Annotated in this window: 17 protein-coding genes; 5 read left to right on the top strand and 12 right to left on the bottom strand. The window is 68.5% G+C overall.

Going from position 1 to position 19,494, the window contains the following annotated elements; translation table 11 throughout:
• Positions 1 to 2: 2 nt before the first annotated feature.
• From ACGFX9_RS20055 to ACGFX9_RS20030, 6 genes are all read right to left on the bottom strand, one after another.
• Positions 3 to 1,241: a restriction endonuclease subunit S gene (locus ACGFX9_RS20055; RefSeq protein WP_393473284.1), complete on the bottom strand. Its 1,239-nt coding sequence runs from the start codon at positions 1,239 to 1,241 to the stop codon at positions 3 to 5.
• Positions 1,231 to 4,101, bottom strand: coding sequence for an N-6 DNA methylase (locus tag ACGFX9_RS20050; RefSeq protein ID WP_393473281.1), 2,871 nt, complete (start codon positions 4,099 to 4,101; stop codon positions 1,231 to 1,233). Before ACGFX9_RS20050 ends, ACGFX9_RS20055 begins: the two co-directional genes overlap by 11 nt.
• A gap of 99 nt (positions 4,102 to 4,200) precedes the next feature.
• A complete protein-coding gene (locus ACGFX9_RS20045) occupies positions 4,201 to 4,908 on the bottom strand; it encodes an RloB family protein (RefSeq protein WP_393473279.1) in 708 nt (235 codons plus the stop codon).
• Positions 4,908 to 6,167 carry an ATP/GTP-binding protein gene (locus tag ACGFX9_RS20040; protein ID WP_393473276.1) on the bottom strand — a complete coding sequence of 420 codons (1,260 nt, stop codon included), beginning with the start codon at positions 6,165 to 6,167 and terminating at the stop codon, positions 4,908 to 4,910. The genes ACGFX9_RS20045 and ACGFX9_RS20040 overlap by 1 nt, the downstream gene beginning before the upstream one ends.
• A 66-nt stretch (positions 6,168 to 6,233) precedes the next feature.
• Positions 6,234 to 7,088 (bottom strand): LuxR C-terminal-related transcriptional regulator, encoded by an 855-nt coding sequence (locus ACGFX9_RS20035; protein WP_393473274.1) that lies wholly within the window; start codon positions 7,086 to 7,088, stop codon positions 6,234 to 6,236.
• On the bottom strand, positions 7,085 to 8,374 hold the full coding sequence (locus ACGFX9_RS20030; RefSeq protein WP_393473271.1) for a PspC domain-containing protein: 1,290 nt from the start codon (positions 8,372 to 8,374) through the stop codon (positions 7,085 to 7,087). The genes ACGFX9_RS20035 and ACGFX9_RS20030 overlap by 4 nt, the downstream gene beginning before the upstream one ends.
• A 183-nt stretch (positions 8,375 to 8,557) precedes the next feature.
• Here ACGFX9_RS20030 and ACGFX9_RS20025 point away from each other — a divergent pair, with 183 nt between their 5' ends.
• Both ACGFX9_RS20025 and ACGFX9_RS20020 read left to right on the top strand, forming a co-directional pair.
• A complete protein-coding gene (locus ACGFX9_RS20025; protein WP_393473269.1) occupies positions 8,558 to 9,895 on the top strand; it encodes a PspC domain-containing protein in 1,338 nt (445 codons plus the stop codon).
• Positions 9,882 to 10,145, top strand: a complete 264-nt coding sequence (locus tag ACGFX9_RS20020) for a hypothetical protein (RefSeq protein WP_393473266.1) — start codon at positions 9,882 to 9,884, stop codon at positions 10,143 to 10,145. Before ACGFX9_RS20025 ends, ACGFX9_RS20020 begins: the two co-directional genes overlap by 14 nt.
• 19 nt (positions 10,146 to 10,164) lie before the next feature.
• Here ACGFX9_RS20020 and ACGFX9_RS20015 read toward each other — a convergent pair whose 3' ends face one another.
• From ACGFX9_RS20015 to ACGFX9_RS20005, 3 genes are all read right to left on the bottom strand, one after another.
• Positions 10,165 to 10,689 (bottom strand): DoxX family protein, encoded by a 525-nt coding sequence (locus ACGFX9_RS20015; protein WP_393473264.1) that lies wholly within the window; start codon positions 10,687 to 10,689, stop codon positions 10,165 to 10,167.
• A gap of 189 nt (positions 10,690 to 10,878) precedes the next feature.
• On the bottom strand, positions 10,879 to 12,144 hold the full coding sequence (locus tag ACGFX9_RS20010; protein ID WP_393473261.1) for a hypothetical protein: 1,266 nt from the start codon (positions 12,142 to 12,144) through the stop codon (positions 10,879 to 10,881).
• Between the two features lie 157 nt (positions 12,145 to 12,301).
• The gene (locus tag ACGFX9_RS20005) at positions 12,302 to 13,087 is read right to left on the bottom strand and encodes a class II aldolase/adducin family protein (RefSeq protein ID WP_393473258.1); all 786 of its coding nucleotides are present in this window, start codon (positions 13,085 to 13,087) and stop codon (positions 12,302 to 12,304) included.
• 151 nt (positions 13,088 to 13,238) lie between these two features.
• Between ACGFX9_RS20005 and ACGFX9_RS20000 the strand changes: the two genes are divergently transcribed.
• Positions 13,239 to 13,712, top strand: coding sequence for a pyridoxamine 5'-phosphate oxidase family protein (locus tag ACGFX9_RS20000; RefSeq protein WP_393473256.1), 474 nt, complete (start codon positions 13,239 to 13,241; stop codon positions 13,710 to 13,712).
• 95 nt (positions 13,713 to 13,807) lie between these two features.
• On the opposite strand, the gene guaA is transcribed toward ACGFX9_RS20000, so the two are convergent.
• On the bottom strand, positions 13,808 to 15,394 hold the full coding sequence (gene guaA, locus ACGFX9_RS19995; RefSeq protein WP_393473253.1) for a glutamine-hydrolyzing GMP synthase: 1,587 nt from the start codon (positions 15,392 to 15,394) through the stop codon (positions 13,808 to 13,810).
• A gap of 414 nt (positions 15,395 to 15,808) precedes the next feature.
• Here guaA and ACGFX9_RS19990 point away from each other — a divergent pair, with 414 nt between their 5' ends.
• Positions 15,809 to 16,159, top strand: coding sequence for a chorismate mutase (locus ACGFX9_RS19990; protein WP_393473980.1), 351 nt, complete (start codon positions 15,809 to 15,811; stop codon positions 16,157 to 16,159).
• A gap of 664 nt (positions 16,160 to 16,823) precedes the next feature.
• Here ACGFX9_RS19990 and ACGFX9_RS19985 read toward each other — a convergent pair.
• On the bottom strand, positions 16,824 to 17,615 hold the full coding sequence (locus ACGFX9_RS19985; RefSeq protein WP_393473251.1) for a hypothetical protein: 792 nt from the start codon (positions 17,613 to 17,615) through the stop codon (positions 16,824 to 16,826).
• Between the two features lie 125 nt (positions 17,616 to 17,740).
• Complete coding sequence (locus ACGFX9_RS19980) at positions 17,741 to 18,202, bottom strand: hypothetical protein (protein ID WP_393473248.1); 462 nt, start codon at positions 18,200 to 18,202, stop codon at positions 17,741 to 17,743.
• A gap of 154 nt (positions 18,203 to 18,356) precedes the next feature.
• On the opposite strand from ACGFX9_RS19980, the gene ACGFX9_RS19975 reads away from it, so the two are divergent.
• A complete protein-coding gene (locus tag ACGFX9_RS19975; protein ID WP_393473246.1) occupies positions 18,357 to 19,463 on the top strand; it encodes an LAETG motif-containing sortase-dependent surface protein in 1,107 nt (368 codons plus the stop codon).
• The last annotated feature ends 31 nt before the right edge of the window (positions 19,464 to 19,494 follow it).

Genomic DNA, 19,494 nt, shown 5'->3' with positions numbered 1-19,494 from the left:
CCTCACGCAGCAGGTGAATGTACTCGCACAGTCCCCGACAGCAGGTCGTCGACAAGGCCGCTCTTCAGCTTGCGCAGCTTACCGAGAGCATCTTCCTCGCTCTCGATCCGCTCGTCCCACGTGGCAAGCATATTGACGACTCTTCGCTGCTCTTCTACCGGAATCAGAGGAAACGGAAGAGACGCAAACCGCTCACCTCCCAGGTGGGCGATACTCGTCGTCTTCTTCGCGATCCTGGCGAACACACCAGTGGTCAGCCAGAACGAGAAAACAGCCCGCGCATATTCTGGCACCACATCCTCACCAGAACGGAAGCGGACAAGGGTGTTCTGGAAGTTGAACTCACCTCTCCCCTTCCGATAAATCGCACTCCTGCCGACGAGTTCAAGACTCTGCCCCTCGTTCAGCAAGATGTCGCCTGGGCGCAGTTCGTACGACCTGCGCTCCGACTCCGAGAACCCCATAACGTTTACGTCGGAATAGTCGATCCAGCCATCGAGGACGTTCGCTACACGCAGATAGGGAAACTGCATACCGAAGTCTTTACTACTCGGCGAAAGCTGCTTGCCCATGCGGACCTCGCCGACGTCACGCACCGTCGGCCAAGCACTATCACCGTCGCTGACGGCGTCTGACGCCACTGGGATCGCCGAGATCAGCGCGCCATATCGTACCGTCTTCAGTTTGGCGATGGCTGCCTCAATGGCCCGCTCCTTGTCAGCCAACGCCGCAAGCACTTCGACGATGCGCCGCTGCTCAGCCAGTGACGGAGACAAAATAGGCATCGCTTTCAACTGCGAGGAGTTGATAGTCGCCAGGTTCGTCGTCTGCTTGGCGATGCTCAAGAAGTAGCGACGCCCCTCGTCAGAGGCCAAGTACAAGGCGAGGTACTCAGGCAACAGCGCCGAATCTCTGCACCGCACTCGGAATACGTGGTTCTGGTGTAGGCACGGCTCCAGACGACCGTCCCAGACAGCCCCACGCCCAAGCTTGTCGAAGTCCCCGCCCTCTGTAAGGAGAACGTCACCTCGCCGAATAGCGAACCGCGACACCTCCGACTGGAGGACCCGGACTGTCTTCATGTCGGCGGTGTCGATGTATCCATCCTGCACATTGGCAACACGCAGATACGGAAGCTCAACACTGGCACCCTCTGGAACGGTACGTCCCAGGGTCACTCCACCAGACACATCAGCCAGGCCAGACAGAGTCTCGTAAGGAAACGCCCCGCTAGCCGACATAACCCAGCTCCCTCAAAAACCCGTCCAGCGCCCCCGAAGCCCTCTCCCGCCGCCCCTCAATATCCCGCAAAGAAACCCCGTACTTCCCCTCCCACACCCGATACGCCTCAGCCAACTCCCGCTGACGCCGCACCACATGCCCACCCAGTTTCCCGGACAGGTCATCCCGCAGGATGCCAAGCACCACGTCACGCTCCCCGCCCGCCTCGGCCAATTCCTCCCGAGCCCGCGTGAGCCCCGCCTTCTTCACGGCACCAGCCCCAGAGCCTGCCCCAGCAGCAACGGACGACGACGTCCCCTCAACCGCCTCCGCGCCCCCATCCGTCTCTGCCTCCGCCCCCGGAAGCTCCATCAACGCCCCCTGCCCAGCAGCAGCCTGCTCCGCAGCCCGAGCCCGCCCCTTCGCAGAAGCAGAACCAGAAGCCGACCCCGAAGCCCCACCCCCCGCAGCCTTCTTCGCCGCCTTGTCCCGCTGCTCATCCCGCTTACGCTGCACCGCAGGCACCGGCCAGAAGTCGTCCTCAAGAACCTCGATGGCCTTCTTCGCCTCGGCCCGCTTCTTCGTCAGCTCCCGCATCTCAACCTTGCTGAGCACCGCCTTGAGCAGCTCCGGGTCAACATCCCCCGAGCCCGAGCCGTCACTGTCGCCCGAGTCCTCGGAATCCTCAGAGCCGCCCCCCTCAACCACAGCCCGCGCCGCAGCAACCGCCGCCTCCGCCTCAAGCGCAGCCTTCACCTTCGCGTCCAGCCCCGCGTGCGTACGCTCAGCCGACGCCAGGTCCTCCAAGAACCCAGGAGCGATGGCAGCGACCACCTTGTGGTCGTACGCCTGACGCCGCTCCGCCGCCGAACGGTCCCGCGCCCCACCCGTACGCGGGTCCGGCTCAGCCGCAAGCAGCGTCTCGACCGTCTCGACCCAGCCGTCCACGACGCCCGCGAATCCGTTGACCGACAGGGCCTTCAGCTCGTTCTTCGCATCGTGCCACCACCCGGCGACAGCGCCCGCGAGCGCGTACTGGTCCAGGAGTCCCACAGCAAGCAGCCGCTCACGGAACGATCCGATCAAGTCGCCGCGCAGCCGAGCCAGTTGAGCCTTCCGCTCCTCTTCCGTACGGTCGTCGCCCTCCGCCGGCTCCAGCGTCGCGATCTGGTCCGTCTCGGACGTCCACCACTCCTCGAAAGCAGCCCACAGCGCAGCCTCGCGCCCAGCCGCCAACCCCGCGATCCGCGCCGCGTCCGGCCGCTCGCCCTCCGCTAGGAAGTCGACGTAAGCGGGGTCATCCGCCCGCACCGCGAACAGATCCCGCACCCCGATCCCATACGCGTCGAGCAGTGGCTTCTTCGCCTCGATCTCGGCCAGCGGCACACCGCCCACCAAGTGCGCCCGCACATCCTGCGGTTCGGGCGGCGGGGTGTTGTCGACGTACCGGCGGATGTTGAAGTTGAAGTCGTTGCGCTCCAGTTCGTCGCGCTCGACCACCTTCGCGAAGCCGTCGACGTCCTCGAACACCTCGTCGTCCTCGAAGGCGTGGAAGGTCGAGACGATCTTCTCGATGTGCTCGGGGAGAAGTACGTTCTGGGCGCGCTCCGCGTGGAACTCGCGGTCCGCGTTGATGAAGAGGACCTTGTTGCGACGGTCCGGGCGCCGCTGGCCCGGCGGGCGCAGCACGATCACGCAGGCCGGGATGCCGGTCCCGTAGAACAGGTTCGGGGCGAGCCCGATCACGGCCTCGATGAGGTCGTGCTCCATCAGCAGCTTCGCCCGGATCTTCTGCTCCTGGCCACCGCGGAACAGCACACCGTGCGGCATGACCGTGAAGACCGCGCCGGCCTTCTTCTTCACCATGTCCAGCATGTGCTGGAGGAACATCAGGTCGGCCTTGCCGCGCTCGGACGTCTGGCCGTGCGGCATGCGCTCGGTCAGGCGCGGCACTTCCTCCGCCTTGTAGTCCATGGAGAAGGGCGGATTGCTGAGGACCAGGTCGAAGTCGCCCTCCGGGTGCAGCGGGTTGGTGAGGGTGTCACCGGTCCGCAGCGAGAACTTCTTGGCGCCGTGGAAGAGCATGTTCATCGTGGCCATGACCCAGGAGCCGCTGTTGGCGTCCTGCCCGGCGAGGCCGAGATTGCGGGAATCGCCGCCGTGCTCGTCGACGTACTCCATGGCGTGGATGAGCATTCCGCCGGAGCCCACACACGGGTCGTACACCCGCATGCCGCCGTGCGGGCGGGCCAGCTCCACCATCATCCGGACGACCGCACGCGGGGTGTAGAACTCACCGCCCTTGCTGCCGGCCGAGTCCGCGAAGTCCTTGATCAGGTACTCGTACGCGGCGCCGATCATGTCGGGGAACTCGAAGTCCTCGCCGCGCAGCCGGATACTGCCGAAGTGCTCGATGAGCGCCGCGAGGCGCTTGTCGGCCAGGGCCGCGGCCGAACCCTTGCCGCTGCCGCCACCGCCGATACGGTTGAAGTTGACATGCGCGAAGAGGCCGCGCAGCTCGCTGTTGCCCTTCTGCGTCTCAAGAGCGGTCAGAGCCGGCTGAAGGTACTCCGTCGCCACATTGTCGACCGCCCCCGCCAGCTTGTCCCAGCGGGCTTCCTCCGGGACGAAGATCGCGCCGAGCGGGCCGTACCACTCGTACGACTCCGCCTCGTACTCGGCGTCTTCCTGGCTGTTGCCTTCCGCCAAGCGCTCCTTGATGACCACTTCGCGCGCGCCCTCGAACTCGTCATTGACGCGCTTGAGGAAGAGCAGCACGAAAATGAAGTCGCGGTACTCGGCGGCGTCCATCGTGCCGCGCAGAATGTCCGCCGCCGCGAAGAGATGGCGTTCCAGCTGCGCGAGCGTGAGCTTGGCCACGTACGGCACTCCCTGAGATGACTGGCTTTTCCGTCCGGTTGCACCGGGAAGCCTACGGCTTCAGCCACCCCGGATTTCACCGCATACGGGAAGTCACCTTCAGTAATCCACGACGTCCAAGCCGTCTTCGACAAAGCGCCAGACGTCTGTATAGGGATCCCACCGGCTCTGGTCCGGACCGGTGTGCTCCGGGAGCGCCTTGGCGTACTGCCGCGCCTTCGCGTACTTCCCGCGAAGCTGCTTCGGCATGACCCGCTTGGCCTGCTCCTTGGAGACCGACTGGATGGTCGGCCCATAGGTCTGCGGGAAATCGGGCTGCTGCCTGAGCCGGTCCGCGGCGGTGTCGCAGACCCCTCCGAAGGAGCTCGTGGAATTCTTGTAGTGGAGCAGACGCCACAGCTCGAAACAGGGGTGGGAGTACGCCACGTGCAGCTTCGCCCGCCTCGCCCGTGCGAAGGCGGTGGGGATGTCCTCGTGCTGGTCCCGGTCGAAGAGGCACCACACCTGGGGCCAGTTCCAGTCGCCCGGCTTCAACTTCGCCTTCTTCGCGGCCCGTTCGACGTCGGCCCACTTGTCGATCGCCTCGTCCACGAGCGGCAGGGGTTTGCGGCGCTTGGACGGTGCGCTCAGATTCTCGACGGTGCAGACGATCTCGCGGCCAGGCTCCGCTCGTGTGCCGTTGTCTGTCACGAAGGTGACGAACTCCGGCTCGGTGACCTCGCCCTCGGTGAAGACGTACACCTCGCGCCGCAGCACTTTCGGCTTCCTGTTCCGCCCCGGGTTGTCCCGTCCCTTATCCCTCGCCATCAGGAACGCTCGGCCTCCCCTGTCAGTGCGGTCAGCACTCTTCGTCCGATCTGCCCTTGGTTCACCTTCGGCACCGCTCCGAAAGCCCCCGCGAGATAGGAATCCGAGAGGTCCTCTTCTGGACCTGGATCGACATCGCTCAGCGGATAGAGCTCTGTGGCCCCGCCCTTGTCCTTCTCCGTGAGCCAGATCTGGCCCGGGTCCAACGACCTGCCACCCCGGGGAGTCTTCAACAGCGACGCGTCGTGAGACGTGAACAGCAGCTGCGCCTGCTTGGTGTTGGACCAAGGCGCCTGGAAGAGGCGAACCACCTCGGCCGCGAACCGCGGGTGCAGGCTGGCGTCCAGCTCGTCGATCAGCAGAACGGCTCCGCTGTCCAGCGCCAACAGGAGCGGCCCGATCAACGCGAACCAGGAGCGGGTTCCGAAGGACTCGTCCGACCAGTCAAAGGCTACGGGCTCATCCCCGCTGCCCTCGTGCAGCAACTTGACTGTCGGCGCGCGGCCTCCCGGCTGCTGCTCGACCTCGGCGCCTCGAATACCAAGGTCAGCAACACGGAGCAGCTCTTGGACCCGGTCCCGGGTCTGTTCGTCGAGCAGCTTCTCAGCCGTGTAGGCCTCGCGCTGCTTCAGCTCCACCTCAGGGGAGATGTCCCACAGGTTCGACCTGAACCAGTCGTAGATACGCGAGAGTTGAGGGTGGTTGTCACTGGCTGCCCGGCTGAGCAGCAGGGCATTGGGGCGCGTCGTGCGCGCGAGCCGGGCCCGGTCCTGCACCCGTTCACCCGGGAAGTCGTATGCGTTTTCGCGGGAGGCGTCGCGGTCCATCCACACCTGCCGCCGCCCCTTGGGGTAGGCGTGGATCCACTCCGACTCGACTCGCTTGTCGCCGAGTTCGAAGCCGTATGTCCACCGCACGCCGTCGTCCAGCACGAAGTCGACCTCGTAGAAGGTGCTCTCCGCTGTCGCCTTCGCATCGAGTCCGAAGGGCTCGCGGTCGGGAACTCCCGTATACGAGGTCCACGGCCCATAGGAACTGAGGACGGCTTCCCGCATCTTCTTCAGCGCTTTGATGACATTGGACTTCCCCGAAGCGTTCGCGCCGAAGATGCCGAGCACCGGATAGACCTGGAGGGACTTCCCGTCGGACAGCGCAAGAGCGCGCGCCGCGTCCGGCTCCTCGCCCGACGGGACGACAAAGGACAGCTCCTGCTCCTCGCGCAGCGACCGTACGTTGGCCGTGCGGAACCTCAGCAGCACTCCGTCCTCCTCTCGTCGCGCACAGGGTAACCGCGTGATCGCGCACGCGCCTACCGGACGGTCAGGTCAGACCAGCCGCCGAGCCGTCGCCCACCGCGTCAGCTCATGCCGGTTGGACAGCTGAAGCTTCCTCAGCACCGCCGACACATGCGACTCGACCGTCTTCACGGAGATGAAGAGCTGCTTGGCGATCTCCTTGTACGCGTACCCACGCGCGATGAGCCGGAGCACCTCACGCTCGCGCTGCGTGAGGCGGTCCAGGTCCTCGTCGACCGGGGGCGCGTCGGTCGAAGCGAAGGCATCGAGGACGAACCCGGCGAGGCGCGGCGAGAAGACAGCGTCGCCGTCCTGCACACGGAAGATGGAGTCGACCAGATCGGTGCCTGTGATCGTCTTGGTGACGTAGCCACGCGCACCGCCACGGATGACTCCGATGACGTCCTCGGCCGCGTCCGAGACGGAGAGCGCCAGGAACCGGACGGGGCGCTCGGAGTCGGACATCAACGGCGCACAACGGCGCAGCACTTCGACCCCTCCGCCGCCCGGAAGGTGCACATCCAGGAGCACGACCTCGGGGCGCGTGGTCGTGATGACCGTGACTGCCTGGTCGACGTCAGCGGCCTCCCCGACGACCTCGACACCCGTGATCGCGGTCCTGCCGATCTCCGCCTGGACCCCCGTACGGAACATGCGGTGGTCGTCGACGAGGACGACGCGCGCACGGCGCCCCTGTCCCTCCTGGTCACCGCCTACGGCCGCACCGGACGCATCCGCGGACTGAGCCGATTCGGTCGTCCCGGCCGGTTCGGTCCTCCCGGCCGACGTGGCCGGTTCCGCCGACGTGTTCGGTTCAGCCGCGGACGGCTCGGCCGCACCCTCTGATCCACCCCTGGGCCCTACGGGCTCACTCGCGTCGCTCATGTCGTCGCCGTCCTCTCCATCTCCAGCTCGACTTCCGTGCCGCCCCCCGGCACCGCGCGCAGCCGCGCCGTGCCGCCGTTGCGCTGCATACGGCCGATGATCGATTCTCGTACGCCCATGCGATCGTCCGGCACGGAATCCAGATCGAATCCGGGGCCGCGGTCCCGGACGGACACGAACACCGTCTGCCCCTCGACTTCGGCGAAGACCTGCACCGCACCGCCCTCGCCACCGTACTTGGCGGCGTTCACCATTGCTTCCCGCGCGGCCTGCGTCTGCGCGGTCAGCCTGTCGTCGAGCGGGCAGTCGCCGACTATGACGACTTCGATGGGGACGCCGTGCTTGTCCTCCACCTCGGCGGCGTCGCGCCGGACCGCTTCGGCGAGGGTGTCCGGCTCGTCCGCCTCGTCCTTGCCCGTGCCCCCCGGTTTGTAGAGCCACTGGCGCAGGTCACGCTCCTGGGCGCGGGCCAGGCGGCGCACCTCCCCGGCGTTCTCCGCGTTGCGCTGGATCAGCGTCAAGGTGTGCAGCACCGAGTCGTGCACATGGGCGGCGACCTCGGCACGCTCCTGGGCGCGGATACGCATCAGCCGCTCCTCGGAGAGGTCCTGCATCATGCGCACGAGATAGGGGCCGGCGAGCAGCGCGACGCCGACGAGCACGGCGAGCGCGGCCTGCAGCACGGAGCTGAGGTGCGAGGTGGAACCCTGCAGCACGACGATGCCGGTGACACCGGCGCCGACGAGCAGCACTCCGGCCGCCGCTCGGGCGATGGTCAGGGTGCGCCTTCGGCGGCCGACCGCCATCCAGCGGGCCCGGCGGGCGTTGTCCGCCTGGCGCCAGACCAGCGCGACACCGGCGGCGACAAGCAGGGTCGGCACCAGATAGGCCTTGGTCGAACTGCCCAGGTCCACGTTGCCGACGAAGACCATGGCGACGATGACCATCGCGAGCAGCGCGACGAGCTGGCCCTTGTCCGGCTTGCGGGCCACGAGTCTGCGGCGGCCGTCGGGCGCCGTGTCGGTGGTCATGGCCGCGGGCGGACGCTGGGCATCGACTCCGCCGACACCGAGCGGAACGAAGAACCAGAACGCCGCGTACAACAGCGCACCCAGCCCGTCCGCCATGAACAGGCCGGCGAAGATCAGCCGCACCCAGACGACGGGCAGCCCGAGGTGGCCGGCGAGGCCGCGTGCGACCCCGCCGAGCCAACGCCCGTCACCGCTGCGATAGAGCTTTCGCAGCGGCCGCTCGTCTTCGATGGATACTGCTGCGGCTTCCGGCATGTCTCCGATATTCACACGCGTACGCGGGCGTGGGCATCAGGGTCGACCCCCGATACTCCCCTGATCTCCGACCCGGACAGCGGCGGCTGGAGATCAGGGCAGGGGCGTGTCAGGGGCGATCTCAGGGTTCGTCCAGGGTTGTCCCGACTGCCGCGGCGGCCTCCTGCCCGTCACCATGGACACATGACAGACGAGCAGCCCGCCGGGACGGGCCCGCAGGCCGCGCCGCGCGATCCTCTTTCCGCGACGGCGCAGGAGCCGGGCGGGCCGTGGGGCGTGCGTACGTTCCGCCGCGACCGGCGGCACAAAAAGCTGGGCGGCGTGTGTGCTGGACTCGGGCAGCACTGCGACATGGATCCGGTGATCTTCCGGATCGGGCTCGCGCTCCTCTCCGTCACCAGCGGTCTCGGCCTTGTTTTCTACGGCTTCGTGTGGCTGTTCGTCCCCTTCGAGGACGAGGAGGAGAACGAGGCGCGCAGGCTGCTCTCCGGCCGGGTCGACGGCCAGGCCTTGACAGCCGTGCTCTTCGCGCTCGTCGGCTGCGGCGTCTTCCTCTCTCTGCTGAACAACGGCGGGGCGCTGACGTTCGCCACCGTTCTCGCGCTGCTGCTCGCGGGTGCGGGGTACTGGTCGCAGCAGCGCGGCACGACCGATCCCGACCCGGTGGCCGCGCAGGCCGTGGCGGACGCTCCGCCCGAGGCGAAGGCACCGCCGGTGGCCGGTGCCCCTTCGTGGTGGCGGGACCCGATCATCAAGGACGGCACGCACGACGGGATCTCGGGCTACTTCTGGGGGCCCGAGGGAGTGTCCGTGGAGTATCAGCCCGACCCCCCGCACGGGCGGATACGCCGGCGTGAGCCCGAGGAGGCCCCCCGGCCCAAGCCACGCGGTCCGCGCTGGATCGGCGGTCTTGTCTTCCTGGGCGCGCTGCTCGCGGGCGGTCTCGGCACCGGCCTGACGTGGGAGGAGCAGTCGCTCGGCACGAGCCTGCAGACCGGCCTGGCCCTCGCTCTCGCCGTGTTCGGCATCGGCATCGCGTTCAGCGCCTTCCTCGGGCGCACCGGCGTCGGCTCGATCGTGCTCGCGGTCATCACCGCTGTGCTGCTCGCGGGCGCGGCAGCGCTGCCCAAGGACATCAGCACCACCTGGGCACGCACGGAGTGGAAGCCTGCCTCCACGGAACAGGTCAAGGCCCGGTACGAACTGGGCACGGGTGTCGGCACTCTCGACCTGACCCGCGCCGGCCCCGGCAAGGGCCGGACGCTGACCACCGGCGCCGAGATGGGGGCGGGACAGCTGAAAGTGATCTTGCCGAAGGACAGCACGGTGAAGCTGGACATCGAAGTGGGCGTCGGCGACATCCAGTTGCCGGACGACCGCAAGGACGATGTGGACATCGCTCCGGGCAAGGAGAAAACGGTGACGCTGGACCCGCCCGCGGGCAGCAAGGACGGCGGCACGCTCAAGCTGCACGTCGAAGTAGGCATCGGACAGGTGGAGGTGACCCGTGCTACGTCATGAATTCCATCCCGGCAAGCTGGTCCTAGGCCTGTTCCTGCTGATAGCGGCCATCGCCTACGCGGGCGACGCGGGCGGGACCTGGGACACACCGTGGTTCGTGGCGTTCCCCCTCCTGATGGCGGGCCTGCTGCTCGGCGGCGCGGCGGCAGCCGTGTCCTACGGAATACGCGGCCGGACCACCTCCCGCACCGCGAATCGCACCCTGGACAGCACGACGGATCGCTCGGTGGACGACTCCACGGGCACCTAGTGGACGACTCCAGGGGCGACTAGCCGAGTGCCGACGAGTGCCTGCGGCGGGTGGCGATCATCGCGTCTGCCGAGAAGACAGCTGCTCCGGCCAGGATCAGCGGGAGCCAGGCCATCAGGTAGGCCAGGTCGTTCCCGTAGTAGTACGGCTCGGTGGACCAGCTCACGGTCAGCCACAGGCTGAGCGAGATCAGGGCTCCGCCGAGCGCGGCGATGCGGGCGAACAGGCCGATGAGGGTGCCGATACCGACGGCGAGTTCACCGAGGGCGATGGCGTAGCCGAAGCCGACGGGGTTCTTGAGGGAGAGGTCGACGAGGGCCGGGATGGCGGAGATGTCGCGGACGCCTTCCATCATCTCGCCGATGGACCCGGCCCCACTGGCAGACATGAAGGCGCTGTCGGTGAGCTTGTCCAGGCCGGCGTAGATGAAGGTGACGCCGAGGAAGATCCGGAGCGGGAGCAGGGCGTAGCGGGAGGCGTTCTCCCGCCAGCCGTTGTTTCTCATATAGCTGGTGTGGCTGTCGGTGCGCATGCCGTGAGCCATCGCTCTCGCCGCCTCTTCCCTTGACCGTCTCGCCCAGTGACCGTCTCGCCCATTGATCCGTCATCAGACGATACGTACGAAGAGGGGGGCCTGCTCAGTGGCGTACTGCGATTTCCCGAGGACAGACCCGGTCGGCGCGTGGCCGGACCCTGTATGCGCGCGGACGGATCCGGGGCCGTCGCGAGCCGTTCAGTCCGTGACGTCTATCGTGCAACGGTTCGTCTCCACGCCCGCGGCCGTGATCACCTGGACGTCGACGCGCCCCGGCTCCACGTCGACCGGGACGGGGACGGTCAGTGCCGCGTCGGTCGGGTTGGTGAATCCGCCCGGCACGGGGACGAGCGGCACATGGACGTGGACGGTTCCGATGCGGACGACCATCCGTGCGAGGCGATCGGCGGTCTGCGCGCCGGGAGGCACGAACCCGGAGCCGCGGATCTCGATGTCATCGCCGGTACGGATGGGGCCGTCGAGATCACCCGCCTCGCGGGTCCGCACCACGGAGAGGATCACGGGCCGGCCGCCCTCGGCGTACTTGCCCGCGAGGTACGTGGCGGCCGACACCAGGACAAGGAGAGCGAGCCCCCACGGCAGGTCGGGCAGCTGCTCGGGGCGGCGGGCGAGGCGTACGGCGGCGAAGATCATGGCGACGGCGCTGATCAGGACGTACTGCGCGTCCGCGAAGCTGCCGCGGCCCGCGTCGTCGGTGAGCAGATCGGCGGCCCGGGGGCGGTCGGCGGGTACCTTCTGCAGCCGCTGGCCAAGGACGCGCAGACCCACTACGCGGCGTACGAGCATGGCGACCCCGCAGACCACGGCGAGGACGGTCACGGCGCCGGCGGCGCGGGCGAGGTCGAGCCCGGCGATCAGTTCGTCCCGCTCCTCGTGGCCCGATGCCCCGGCGAGTTCGCCCGCGAGGACGAGCACGGAGTACACGACAAGGAGGACCCAACAGGCGGCCACGGCGCGGGAGGTGGAGAGGCGGTTGTCCTCGCCCATCACCGGCGCGAGAATGCCACCGCGCGCCCGGTGTACGTACCCGGCGCCGGTCAGCAGGCCGGCCACCACTACGGCCGCGAGCACTCCCGCGGTCCGGGCGAGGGTCCACCCGGTGCCGATCGCGGTGAGCGCCTGGACCAGGAGCAGGACGCCCACGGCCACCCAGATGACTCCGAGGGTGCGCCGCCAGAGCAGACCGAGCCAGGTCTCGCCGTCGGCCCGGCCGCGTTCGGCGACGGCGCGGGCGGACTGGGTCAGTTCGTCCGAGACCCACTGCCGGGTAGCGCCCGCCGAGTGGGCGACCGCCGGGGGGACTCCCTGGCCCGCCGCCAGCTCATCGCGTTGGGCGAGGAATGCGGCCACGGCGCGCCGATGCCCCTCGCGCGCGCCGTGCGGGCAGTCGCCGCATGTGCAGCCGCCCCCGTGTGCGCCCTGCCGCGCCTCCTGCACCGCCACCGCGTACGCCACCTTCCCCGCCCTCGTTCGAGCACCGAATCGTGAACTTCCTTGCGATGAAAGGGGATTGTGCCGTACTGGAAGACGATCAGGTTCCGCGGGTCAGGTCAGAGAGGGTGATTCCGCCACGCTCGTGTTGACGGATGAGGGCGTCCGCTCAGGCGAGGAGATCCGGTTCGCTGCGGCTGATGTCCTGCCACAGGGACTGGTAGTTGATCCACGCCACGAGATCGCTGCCGAGTTGCTCGCGCGTCGCCACCGCCTGCTTGTGGCCGATGAGGATCGGTCGGCCCGCGGCCCGCGCGCTCAGCTGGACCTGGCAGGAGCGCTCCATGGTGAGGAACCACCAGGCGGCGGCGTCGACGGAGTCGCCGACGGTGAGGAGGCCGTGGTTGCGCAGGATGACGGCCTTGTGGTCGCCGAGCGCGGTGGCGATCCGCCTGCCCTCGTCGGAGTCCACGACGACGCCCGTGTAGCCGTCGTACAGCGCGTGGCGCTCATAGAAGGCGCAGGACTCCTGGGTGATCGGGTCGAGGAGTTCGCCGAGTGTGGACAGGGCGCGGCCGTGCAGCGAGTGGCAGTGCGCGACGGCGACTGCGTCGGGCCGCGCCAGGTGTGCCTGCGCGTGGACGGTGAAGGCGGCCTGATTGACGTGGTGACGGCCCTCGACGACCTGCCCCTCCGCGTTGGCCAAGACCAGATCGCCCACGGTGACGTGCTTGAAGGGCATCCCGAAGGGGTTCACCCAGAAACAGTCCTCGTGCTCCGGGTCCCGCGCCGTGATGTGCCCGGAAACGCCGTCCTCGTATCCGAGCCGCCCGAAGATCCGCAGCGCCCCGGCGAGCCGTTCCTTGCGGTGGCGCCGTTCGTCCGCCAACGAGTCGTGCACCGGCGGCATCGCGAACTGCAACCGTTCGACGGGTATCGGTGTGGGCGCCTGCATATGTCCTCCATCCCTGGCTGTACGGAGCGGAAGTTACCGGCGGTCAGCGCAGGAAGACAGGGGATCTCTGTGAAGAGAGTGCGCAATCGATACGTGACGCCGGGCAGGATGCCGGACACAAGGTGTCGGGTATCGGCGGGACACTCGCCGGATGACGACGAACTGGGCAGCCTTCACCGCAGCAGAACCGGCCTTCGCGCGGGTGGCCGAAGAGAGGTTCGGTCTGTTCACCCATCACACCCTCGCCACACTCCGCAAGGACGGATCGCCGCGTACGACGGGGCTCGAAGTCCGTTTTCTGTACGGGGAGTTGTGGCTCGGCATGATGGCGGACTCGATGAAGGCGCTCGACCTGCGCCGCGACCCCAGGTTCGCGCTGCAGGCCAATCCGGGGGCCGAGACGGAGATGGAGGGCGGCGACATGCGGATCGCCGGGCGTGCGATCGAGGTCGAGGACCCCGAGGTCATCGCCCGCTATGCCGGGGAGGTCGGCCCGCCGGAGCCGTTCCACCTCTTTCGTACGGAGCTGACGGAGGTCGTCCGTACGTACATCGAGGACGGGAAGTATCTGGCGGTGCAGTTGTGGAAGCCGGGTGCGCCGGCGCGGACGACCAGGCGGACGTGACAAAACGCCGGTGTCGCCGCCCTGCTTGGAGGGACGGCGGCACCGGCGTTCAAGCCCGTTCAGGCCTCAGCGAGGTCTCGGTCAGGCCCTGGGGACTACTCCCACTCGATGGTGCCCGGCGGCTTGCTCGTCACGTCGAGGACGACGCGGTTGACGTCGGCGACCTCGTTCGTGATGCGCGTCGAGATCTTCGCGAGAACGTCGTACGGAAGGCGCGACCAGTCGGCGGTCATGGCGTCCTCGGACGAGACGGGCCGCAGCACGATCGGGTGGCCGTACGTCCGGCCGTCGCCCTGCACACCCACGCTGCGCACGTCCGCGAGCAGCACCACGGGGCACTGCCAGATCTCACGGTCGAGACCGGCCGCGGTCAGCTCCTCGCGGGCGATCGCGTCGGCCTCGCGCAGCAGGTCCAGACGCTCCTTGGTGACATCACCGACGATGCGGATGCCGAGGCCGGGGCCCGGGAAGGGCTGGCGCTGGACGATCTCGTCCGGCAGCCCGAGCTCCTGGCCGACCATTCGCACCTCGTCCTTGAAGAGCTGGCGCAGCGGCTCGATCAGCTGGAACTCGAGGTCCTCGGGGAGGCCGCCCACGTTGTGGTGGGACTTGATGTTCGCGGTGCCGGAGCCGCCGCCGGACTCGACGACGTCCGGGTAGAGCGTGCCCTGGACCAGGAACTCGACAGGCTGGTCACCCGGCGCCTCTGCGACGATCTCCGCCTGGGCCTGCTCGAAGACGCGGATGAACTCGCGACCGATGATCTTCCGCTTCTGCTCGGGGTCGGAGACCCCGGCGAGAGCGCTCAGGAAGCGCTCCTGGGCGTCGACGACCTTGAGCTGCACGCCCGTGGCCGCGACGAAGTCCTTCTCGACCTGCTCGGTCTCGCCCTTGCGCATCAGGCCGTGGTCGACGTACACGCAGGTCAGTTGCGAACCGATGGCCTTCTGTACGAGGGCGGCGGCCACGGCGGAGTCGACGCCTCCGGAGAGACCGCAGATCGCGCGCTTGTTGCCGACCTGCTCGCGGATCGCGGCGATCTGCTCCTCGACGATGTTGCCGGTGGTCCAGTCGGGCTTGAGGCCCGCACCCCGGTAGAGGAAGTGCTCGAGCACCTGCTGGCCGTGCGTGGAGTGCATGACCTCGGGGTGGTACTGCACGCCGTACAGCTTCTTCTCGTCGTCCTCGAAGGCCGCGACCGGCACGACGTCCGTGGACGCGGTGACGGTGAAGCCCTCGGGCGCCGCGCTGCACGCGTCGCCGTGCGACATCCACACGGACTGGTCGGTCGGGGTGCCCTCGAAGAGCGTCGAGCCGGCCTTGGAGACGGCCAGAGGCGTGCGTCCATACTCCCGCGCGCCCGTGTTGTCGACGGTGCCGCCGAGGGTGGTCGCCATCAGCTGGAAGCCGTAGCACATGCCGAAGACGGGGACGCCGGCCTCGAACAGCGCGCGGTCCACGGTGGGCGCCTCTTCCGCGTACACCGACGAGGGGCCGCCGGACAGGATGATCGCGGAGGGGTTCTTCGCCAGCATCTCGGCGACCGGCATGGTGCCCGGAACGATCTCGCTGTAGACCCGGGCCTCACGGACGCGGCGGGCGATGAGCTGGGCGTACTGCGCTCCGAAGTCGACGACCAGAACGGTGTCGGGGGCGGCGGCAGCGGGGGACGCTGATGGCACGGCGGCGGCCTTCCGGCGTTGAGCGTGAGCTTGAGCGTGAGCTGGGGCTCGTGCGTGAGCAGGGGGTCTGTTTTGTCGATTCTAACGGGCCCGAGGGCACCACCCTCGTCGCATCCGACGGAGGCCGCTTCCCGCACGGCGAGGCATGAGCCACTTACGCGGTGAAGCCGGGTTCCAGGTGCACGGCAGCGTGGGGCGTGAGGCGTGGGGGCGGCGTCTCAGTATCCGAGCCGCGGCGGAACCCGTGTTGACCAGGCACGCGCGCGTGGGGGCATACTGGCCTCGTGACCAAGCACCTCAGCTTCCTCTTTACCTATGGCAACCGGCCCGCCGGCTGCCATGGTCGAGCTGCTTGATCCACTGACAAGCGACTTCCCAGGCGCCCCGGGCCGACAAGGCCCGGGGCGTTCTGTCATTCCCGGGCCATGTCGCTCCGGGGCGCTCCATCCGAGATCCACATCCGATGAGGAGCCCCAGATGACCATCGCCACGACCGACAAGACCGGCGCCCGCACCCCCGAGGCCGCCGACGTGATCGCGGGTGCGCGCGACCGCATCGACGCACTCGACGACCGGATCATCGGTCTCGTACAGGAACGGATGGCGGTATCGGCCGTCATCCAGGAGGCCCGGATCAGCTCGGGTGGCCGCCGGGTCAACCTCTCGCGTGAGATGGAAGTGCTCGGCCACTACAGGGACGCTCTGGGCAAGCCCGGTACGTCGCTCGCGATGACGCTGCTGGAGCTGTGCAGGGGCCGGGTCTGAGCCCTCCGGACCTGAGTTCGGGTCCGCTCTCACCCGTACGGCGCGTGACCGGTTCCGGCGGGGCTTCGTTGGTCCCGATGTCCGTGCCAGCCAGGGGCGGGCACGGAAAAACCACGCGTGGCTCCGCTGGAGCGATGAGGCGCACACCTCGTGTGTGCGCCGTGGGACCTCGCTCCAGAGACGTGACCGGACGGCAGGGGACAGCAGCCCGGTCACCCAGGGAACGGTCGGCTTCGGGGACGCCCGGAGCCGACCGGCCTCCCTCCCCGACTCGCCCCCGAGTACCCCTGAGCCGTCCCCGAGTTACCCCTGAGCCGTCCCCGAATTGTCCCCACCCGTCCCGCGGTCCCCCCGTCCCACACCACTCCGGCTCGTCGGTCCCCTCAGGAAGACCCATCCTGTCGAACCGGTTGCGCGGCCAACGGCGAATCGACCACGATGCCTAGCAGGACAGGCCGCACGCCCAGTACTGCACAACTCAATTGCCATTGGTCGATACCACTTGTGCGCCCCTTGTGCGCCGGGTCGGCCACCGGCGCTCTCAGACTCGCGGCGCACTCCCCCCTGCGCCGCTCCGTGGCACCGACGCTGCCCTGACGTCGGTGCTGAACGGCCAAGGGCCCCGCGGATCCGTCCCGCGGGGCCCTTCGCTATGCCGTCGCGGCTACTTCGCCTCGGCCAGCTTCGCCAGTTGTGCGTCGACGATGGTCTCCGCCACCTTCGGGTCGGAGGCCCTGGTCCGAGCGGTCGGGTCGAAGATGTTCGAGGCGCGGAAGGCGATCAGCGTCGAACCGCTGCGTACGACACTGACGCGGTCCCGGGCGAGGAACTCACCGGCACGGCTCGCGAGCTTGTACGAGACGGCCTCGTCGCCCCCGACCGGCGCGGGCTGCGGCCTGACGCCGATGTAGCGGTGGGCGCCTTCCCGGAACGTGGCGCACTTCTTCGACTTCGTCGCCGTACGCAGCGTGTCCATGGTCTTCTCGGCATCGCCATCAACATCGCCATCGGCCTGGCCGTAGGCGAGGAGCACGACCTCCGTTGTTGTGGCGTCCGCGACGTCGGTGCTGGTCAGTGTGCGGCTGACGTGGGCCTTCGACTGCGGCGGGGCGGCGGCCGTGAGCAGGTCGGACAACGGGCGGCACTCGGCCGGGTCCACGCGCCCGACGGGAGGCGTGGCCTTGCCCGCGGAACCCTCGGAGCCCTTCTCCGGCTCCTTCGCGACCTCGTACTTCTTGACGTCGCCCGTCGCCAGCGCGGCCTTCTCCAGCTCCGCCTCAAGCTTCGTCGCCGCGGAGGACTCGCCCGTCGCCGCGGACTTCGACGGCTGCGCGCCGCCGCTCCCGCCGTCCCCGCCGCCCTTGGCGTCACCGCCGCCACCGCTGCACGCCGCAGTGAGGCCCAGCGCCACCACGACCGAAGCGGTCACCACACCACGCGATACAGCTGACTTCACGTGCCCGTCCCCCAATTCCTTCTCGCGTCGCGCGGATTCACCCGCATCCCGGCCTCCCCGGCCCACTTCTAGGACGGAAGATCATCAACTCCGGTTCCGCACCGCCTGACCGCCACCACCACCGACTACTGCCAGATCCAGAACCTGAACGGGCTCAAGAACACGATCGCCAGCGCCATCCCGCCCACCACGATCACCACGCTCCACACCCGGCGGCCGCGCTCCGAACGCCCCCCGCGCCGTGGCCCGCTCGGTGCGGCCCGCCACTCGTCGGGGCGCCACGCACCGGCGGACGCCCCCTCCTCCGCCGCCTTGCGCTTCCTGCGCCTGCGGCTCAGCAGCCCCGCCTCAGCCGCCTGTTGGCGCGCCGCCTCCTCGTCGAGCCGCCGCAGCCTCTCGGCCACCATGCGCGCCCGCGCGGACGGTTCCTTCGGCGCGGAGGTACGGATGTCGCGCAGGCTGTCGCGCTCGAACCGCTCCCACACGTCATCGGGAAAGGCATCCGACGCCTCGTCCGACCCCCCGTTCGACCCCTCACCCGGTATCCCATCCGGTATCTCGTCCGGTATCTCGTCCCGCACCGCCACGCTGCCCCCTCCGACGACTCGCTCCCCGGCGGATGTCCGGAGAGCGGAGGAATTTCTACGGCACCCGGCAACAGCCGCACAAGCCATGTGATCCAAGCCACATAAGAATTATGTGAGTTCGAGGACAACCATTCACAGGCGACGCAGGTCATGCATGCGTAACAACGGCCACACCCGCGTCCCCACCGCGGAGGCCTCCACCTCCGTGCCGCTCATCAGGCGGTGCGCCGGACTCCATGAGGTCTTCATGAAGCTTCGCCGTGTCATGGCCGCCGCGGCCGCGACCGCTGCTATAGCCCCGATCGCGCTGCTGTCGGCTCCCGCCGCCTTCGCGACCGAGGACACCACGCCGCCCCCGAGCGCGTCGGCCACCGAGTCGGCCACGCCTCCCCCGTCGGCCACCCCGACCGAGAAGCCGTCCGAGACTCCGCCCCCGAGCCCCTCGACCAGCGCGCCGACCACCCCCGCGCCGAGCTCGTCGGCCACCGAGACGGCCAAGCCCACTGAGACGGCCAAGCCGACCGAGAAGCCGACCGAAGAGCCCACCGAAGAGCCCACGGAGTGCGCGGTCGACGATGACGGCGTCGACGCCGACTCGAAGCTGGAGCTCGAACTCTCGGGTCTGCCCGGCAAGATCGTCGCGGGCAGCGGCTGGCACCAGTTCAAGCTGACCGCCGCCAACCCGAGCGACGAGGACCTCGGCGAGGTCCAGTGGCTCGCCGCCGTGGACAACTTCACGGACAGCGAGGACGAGAAGGACTGGCTGGCGAACTACGCGCAGGTCCAGTACTTCAACCCCGACTCCAAGGCGTGGGAGTCCATCGCGGACGAGGTCTCCGGCGGTCTCTACTTCGGTACCACCGAACTGGGCGCCAAGGAGAAGGTCGACATCAAGCTGCGCGTCAACATCAGCGCCAAGGCCCCGGCCGGTGACGGCTACGCCCTCGGCCTCGGCGGCTACCTGGACTCAGAGCAGAACTGCGTGCACAACGCGTTCGCGTTCTACGAGTTCACGGTCCTGAAGGCCGGCAGCAACAACGAGAACCCGGGTGAGGCCGACGAGAACAAGGGCGGCAAGACGCCTTCCGGCGGCAAGAAGCCCCAGGGCGGCGCCAACGAGATCCCGACCACGGGCAACCTGGCCGAGACCGGCTCCAGCTCCATGCTGCCGACCATCGGTCTCGTCGGCGGTGCCGCCGTCGTCGCCGGTGCGGGCGCGGTCTTCGTCGTCCGCCGCAAGAAGGCCGACGCCACCGCGTAACACACGCCGCTGAACGGCACGCCGGTGACGG

It is taken from the genome of Streptomyces sp. NPDC048436 (assembly GCF_043200355.1).
Classification (GTDB): Bacteria; Actinomycetota; Actinomycetes; order Streptomycetales; family Streptomycetaceae; genus Streptomyces.
The sequence above is the reverse complement of the archived record's forward strand: the minus strand, read 5'-3'. Positions and strand labels throughout refer to the sequence as shown.

Bases quoted from the DNA above. Each gene is read 5' to 3' on its own strand.
- ACGFX9_RS20055 (WP_393473284.1), bottom strand. From the start codon at position 1,241: ATGTCGGCTAGCGGGGCGTTTCCTTACGAGACTCTGTCTGGCCTGGCT.
- ACGFX9_RS20045 (WP_393473279.1), bottom strand. From the start codon at position 4,908: ATGGCGAGGGATAAGGGACGGGACAACCCGGGGCGGAACAGGAAGCCG.
- ACGFX9_RS20035 (WP_393473274.1), bottom strand. From the start codon at position 7,088: ATGAGCGACGCGAGTGAGCCCGTAGGGCCCAGGGGTGGATCAGAGGGT.
- ACGFX9_RS20030 (WP_393473271.1), bottom strand. From the start codon at position 8,374: ATGCCGGAAGCCGCAGCAGTATCCATCGAAGACGAGCGGCCGCTGCGA.
- ACGFX9_RS20025 (WP_393473269.1), top strand. From the start codon at position 8,558: ATGACAGACGAGCAGCCCGCCGGGACGGGCCCGCAGGCCGCGCCGCGC.
- ACGFX9_RS20015 (WP_393473264.1), bottom strand. From the start codon at position 10,689: ATGGCTCACGGCATGCGCACCGACAGCCACACCAGCTATATGAGAAAC.
- ACGFX9_RS20005 (WP_393473258.1), bottom strand. From the start codon at position 13,087: ATGCAGGCGCCCACACCGATACCCGTCGAACGGTTGCAGTTCGCGATG.
- ACGFX9_RS20000 (WP_393473256.1), top strand. From the start codon at position 13,239: ATGACGACGAACTGGGCAGCCTTCACCGCAGCAGAACCGGCCTTCGCG.
- ACGFX9_RS19975 (WP_393473246.1), top strand. From the start codon at position 18,357: ATGCGTAACAACGGCCACACCCGCGTCCCCACCGCGGAGGCCTCCACC.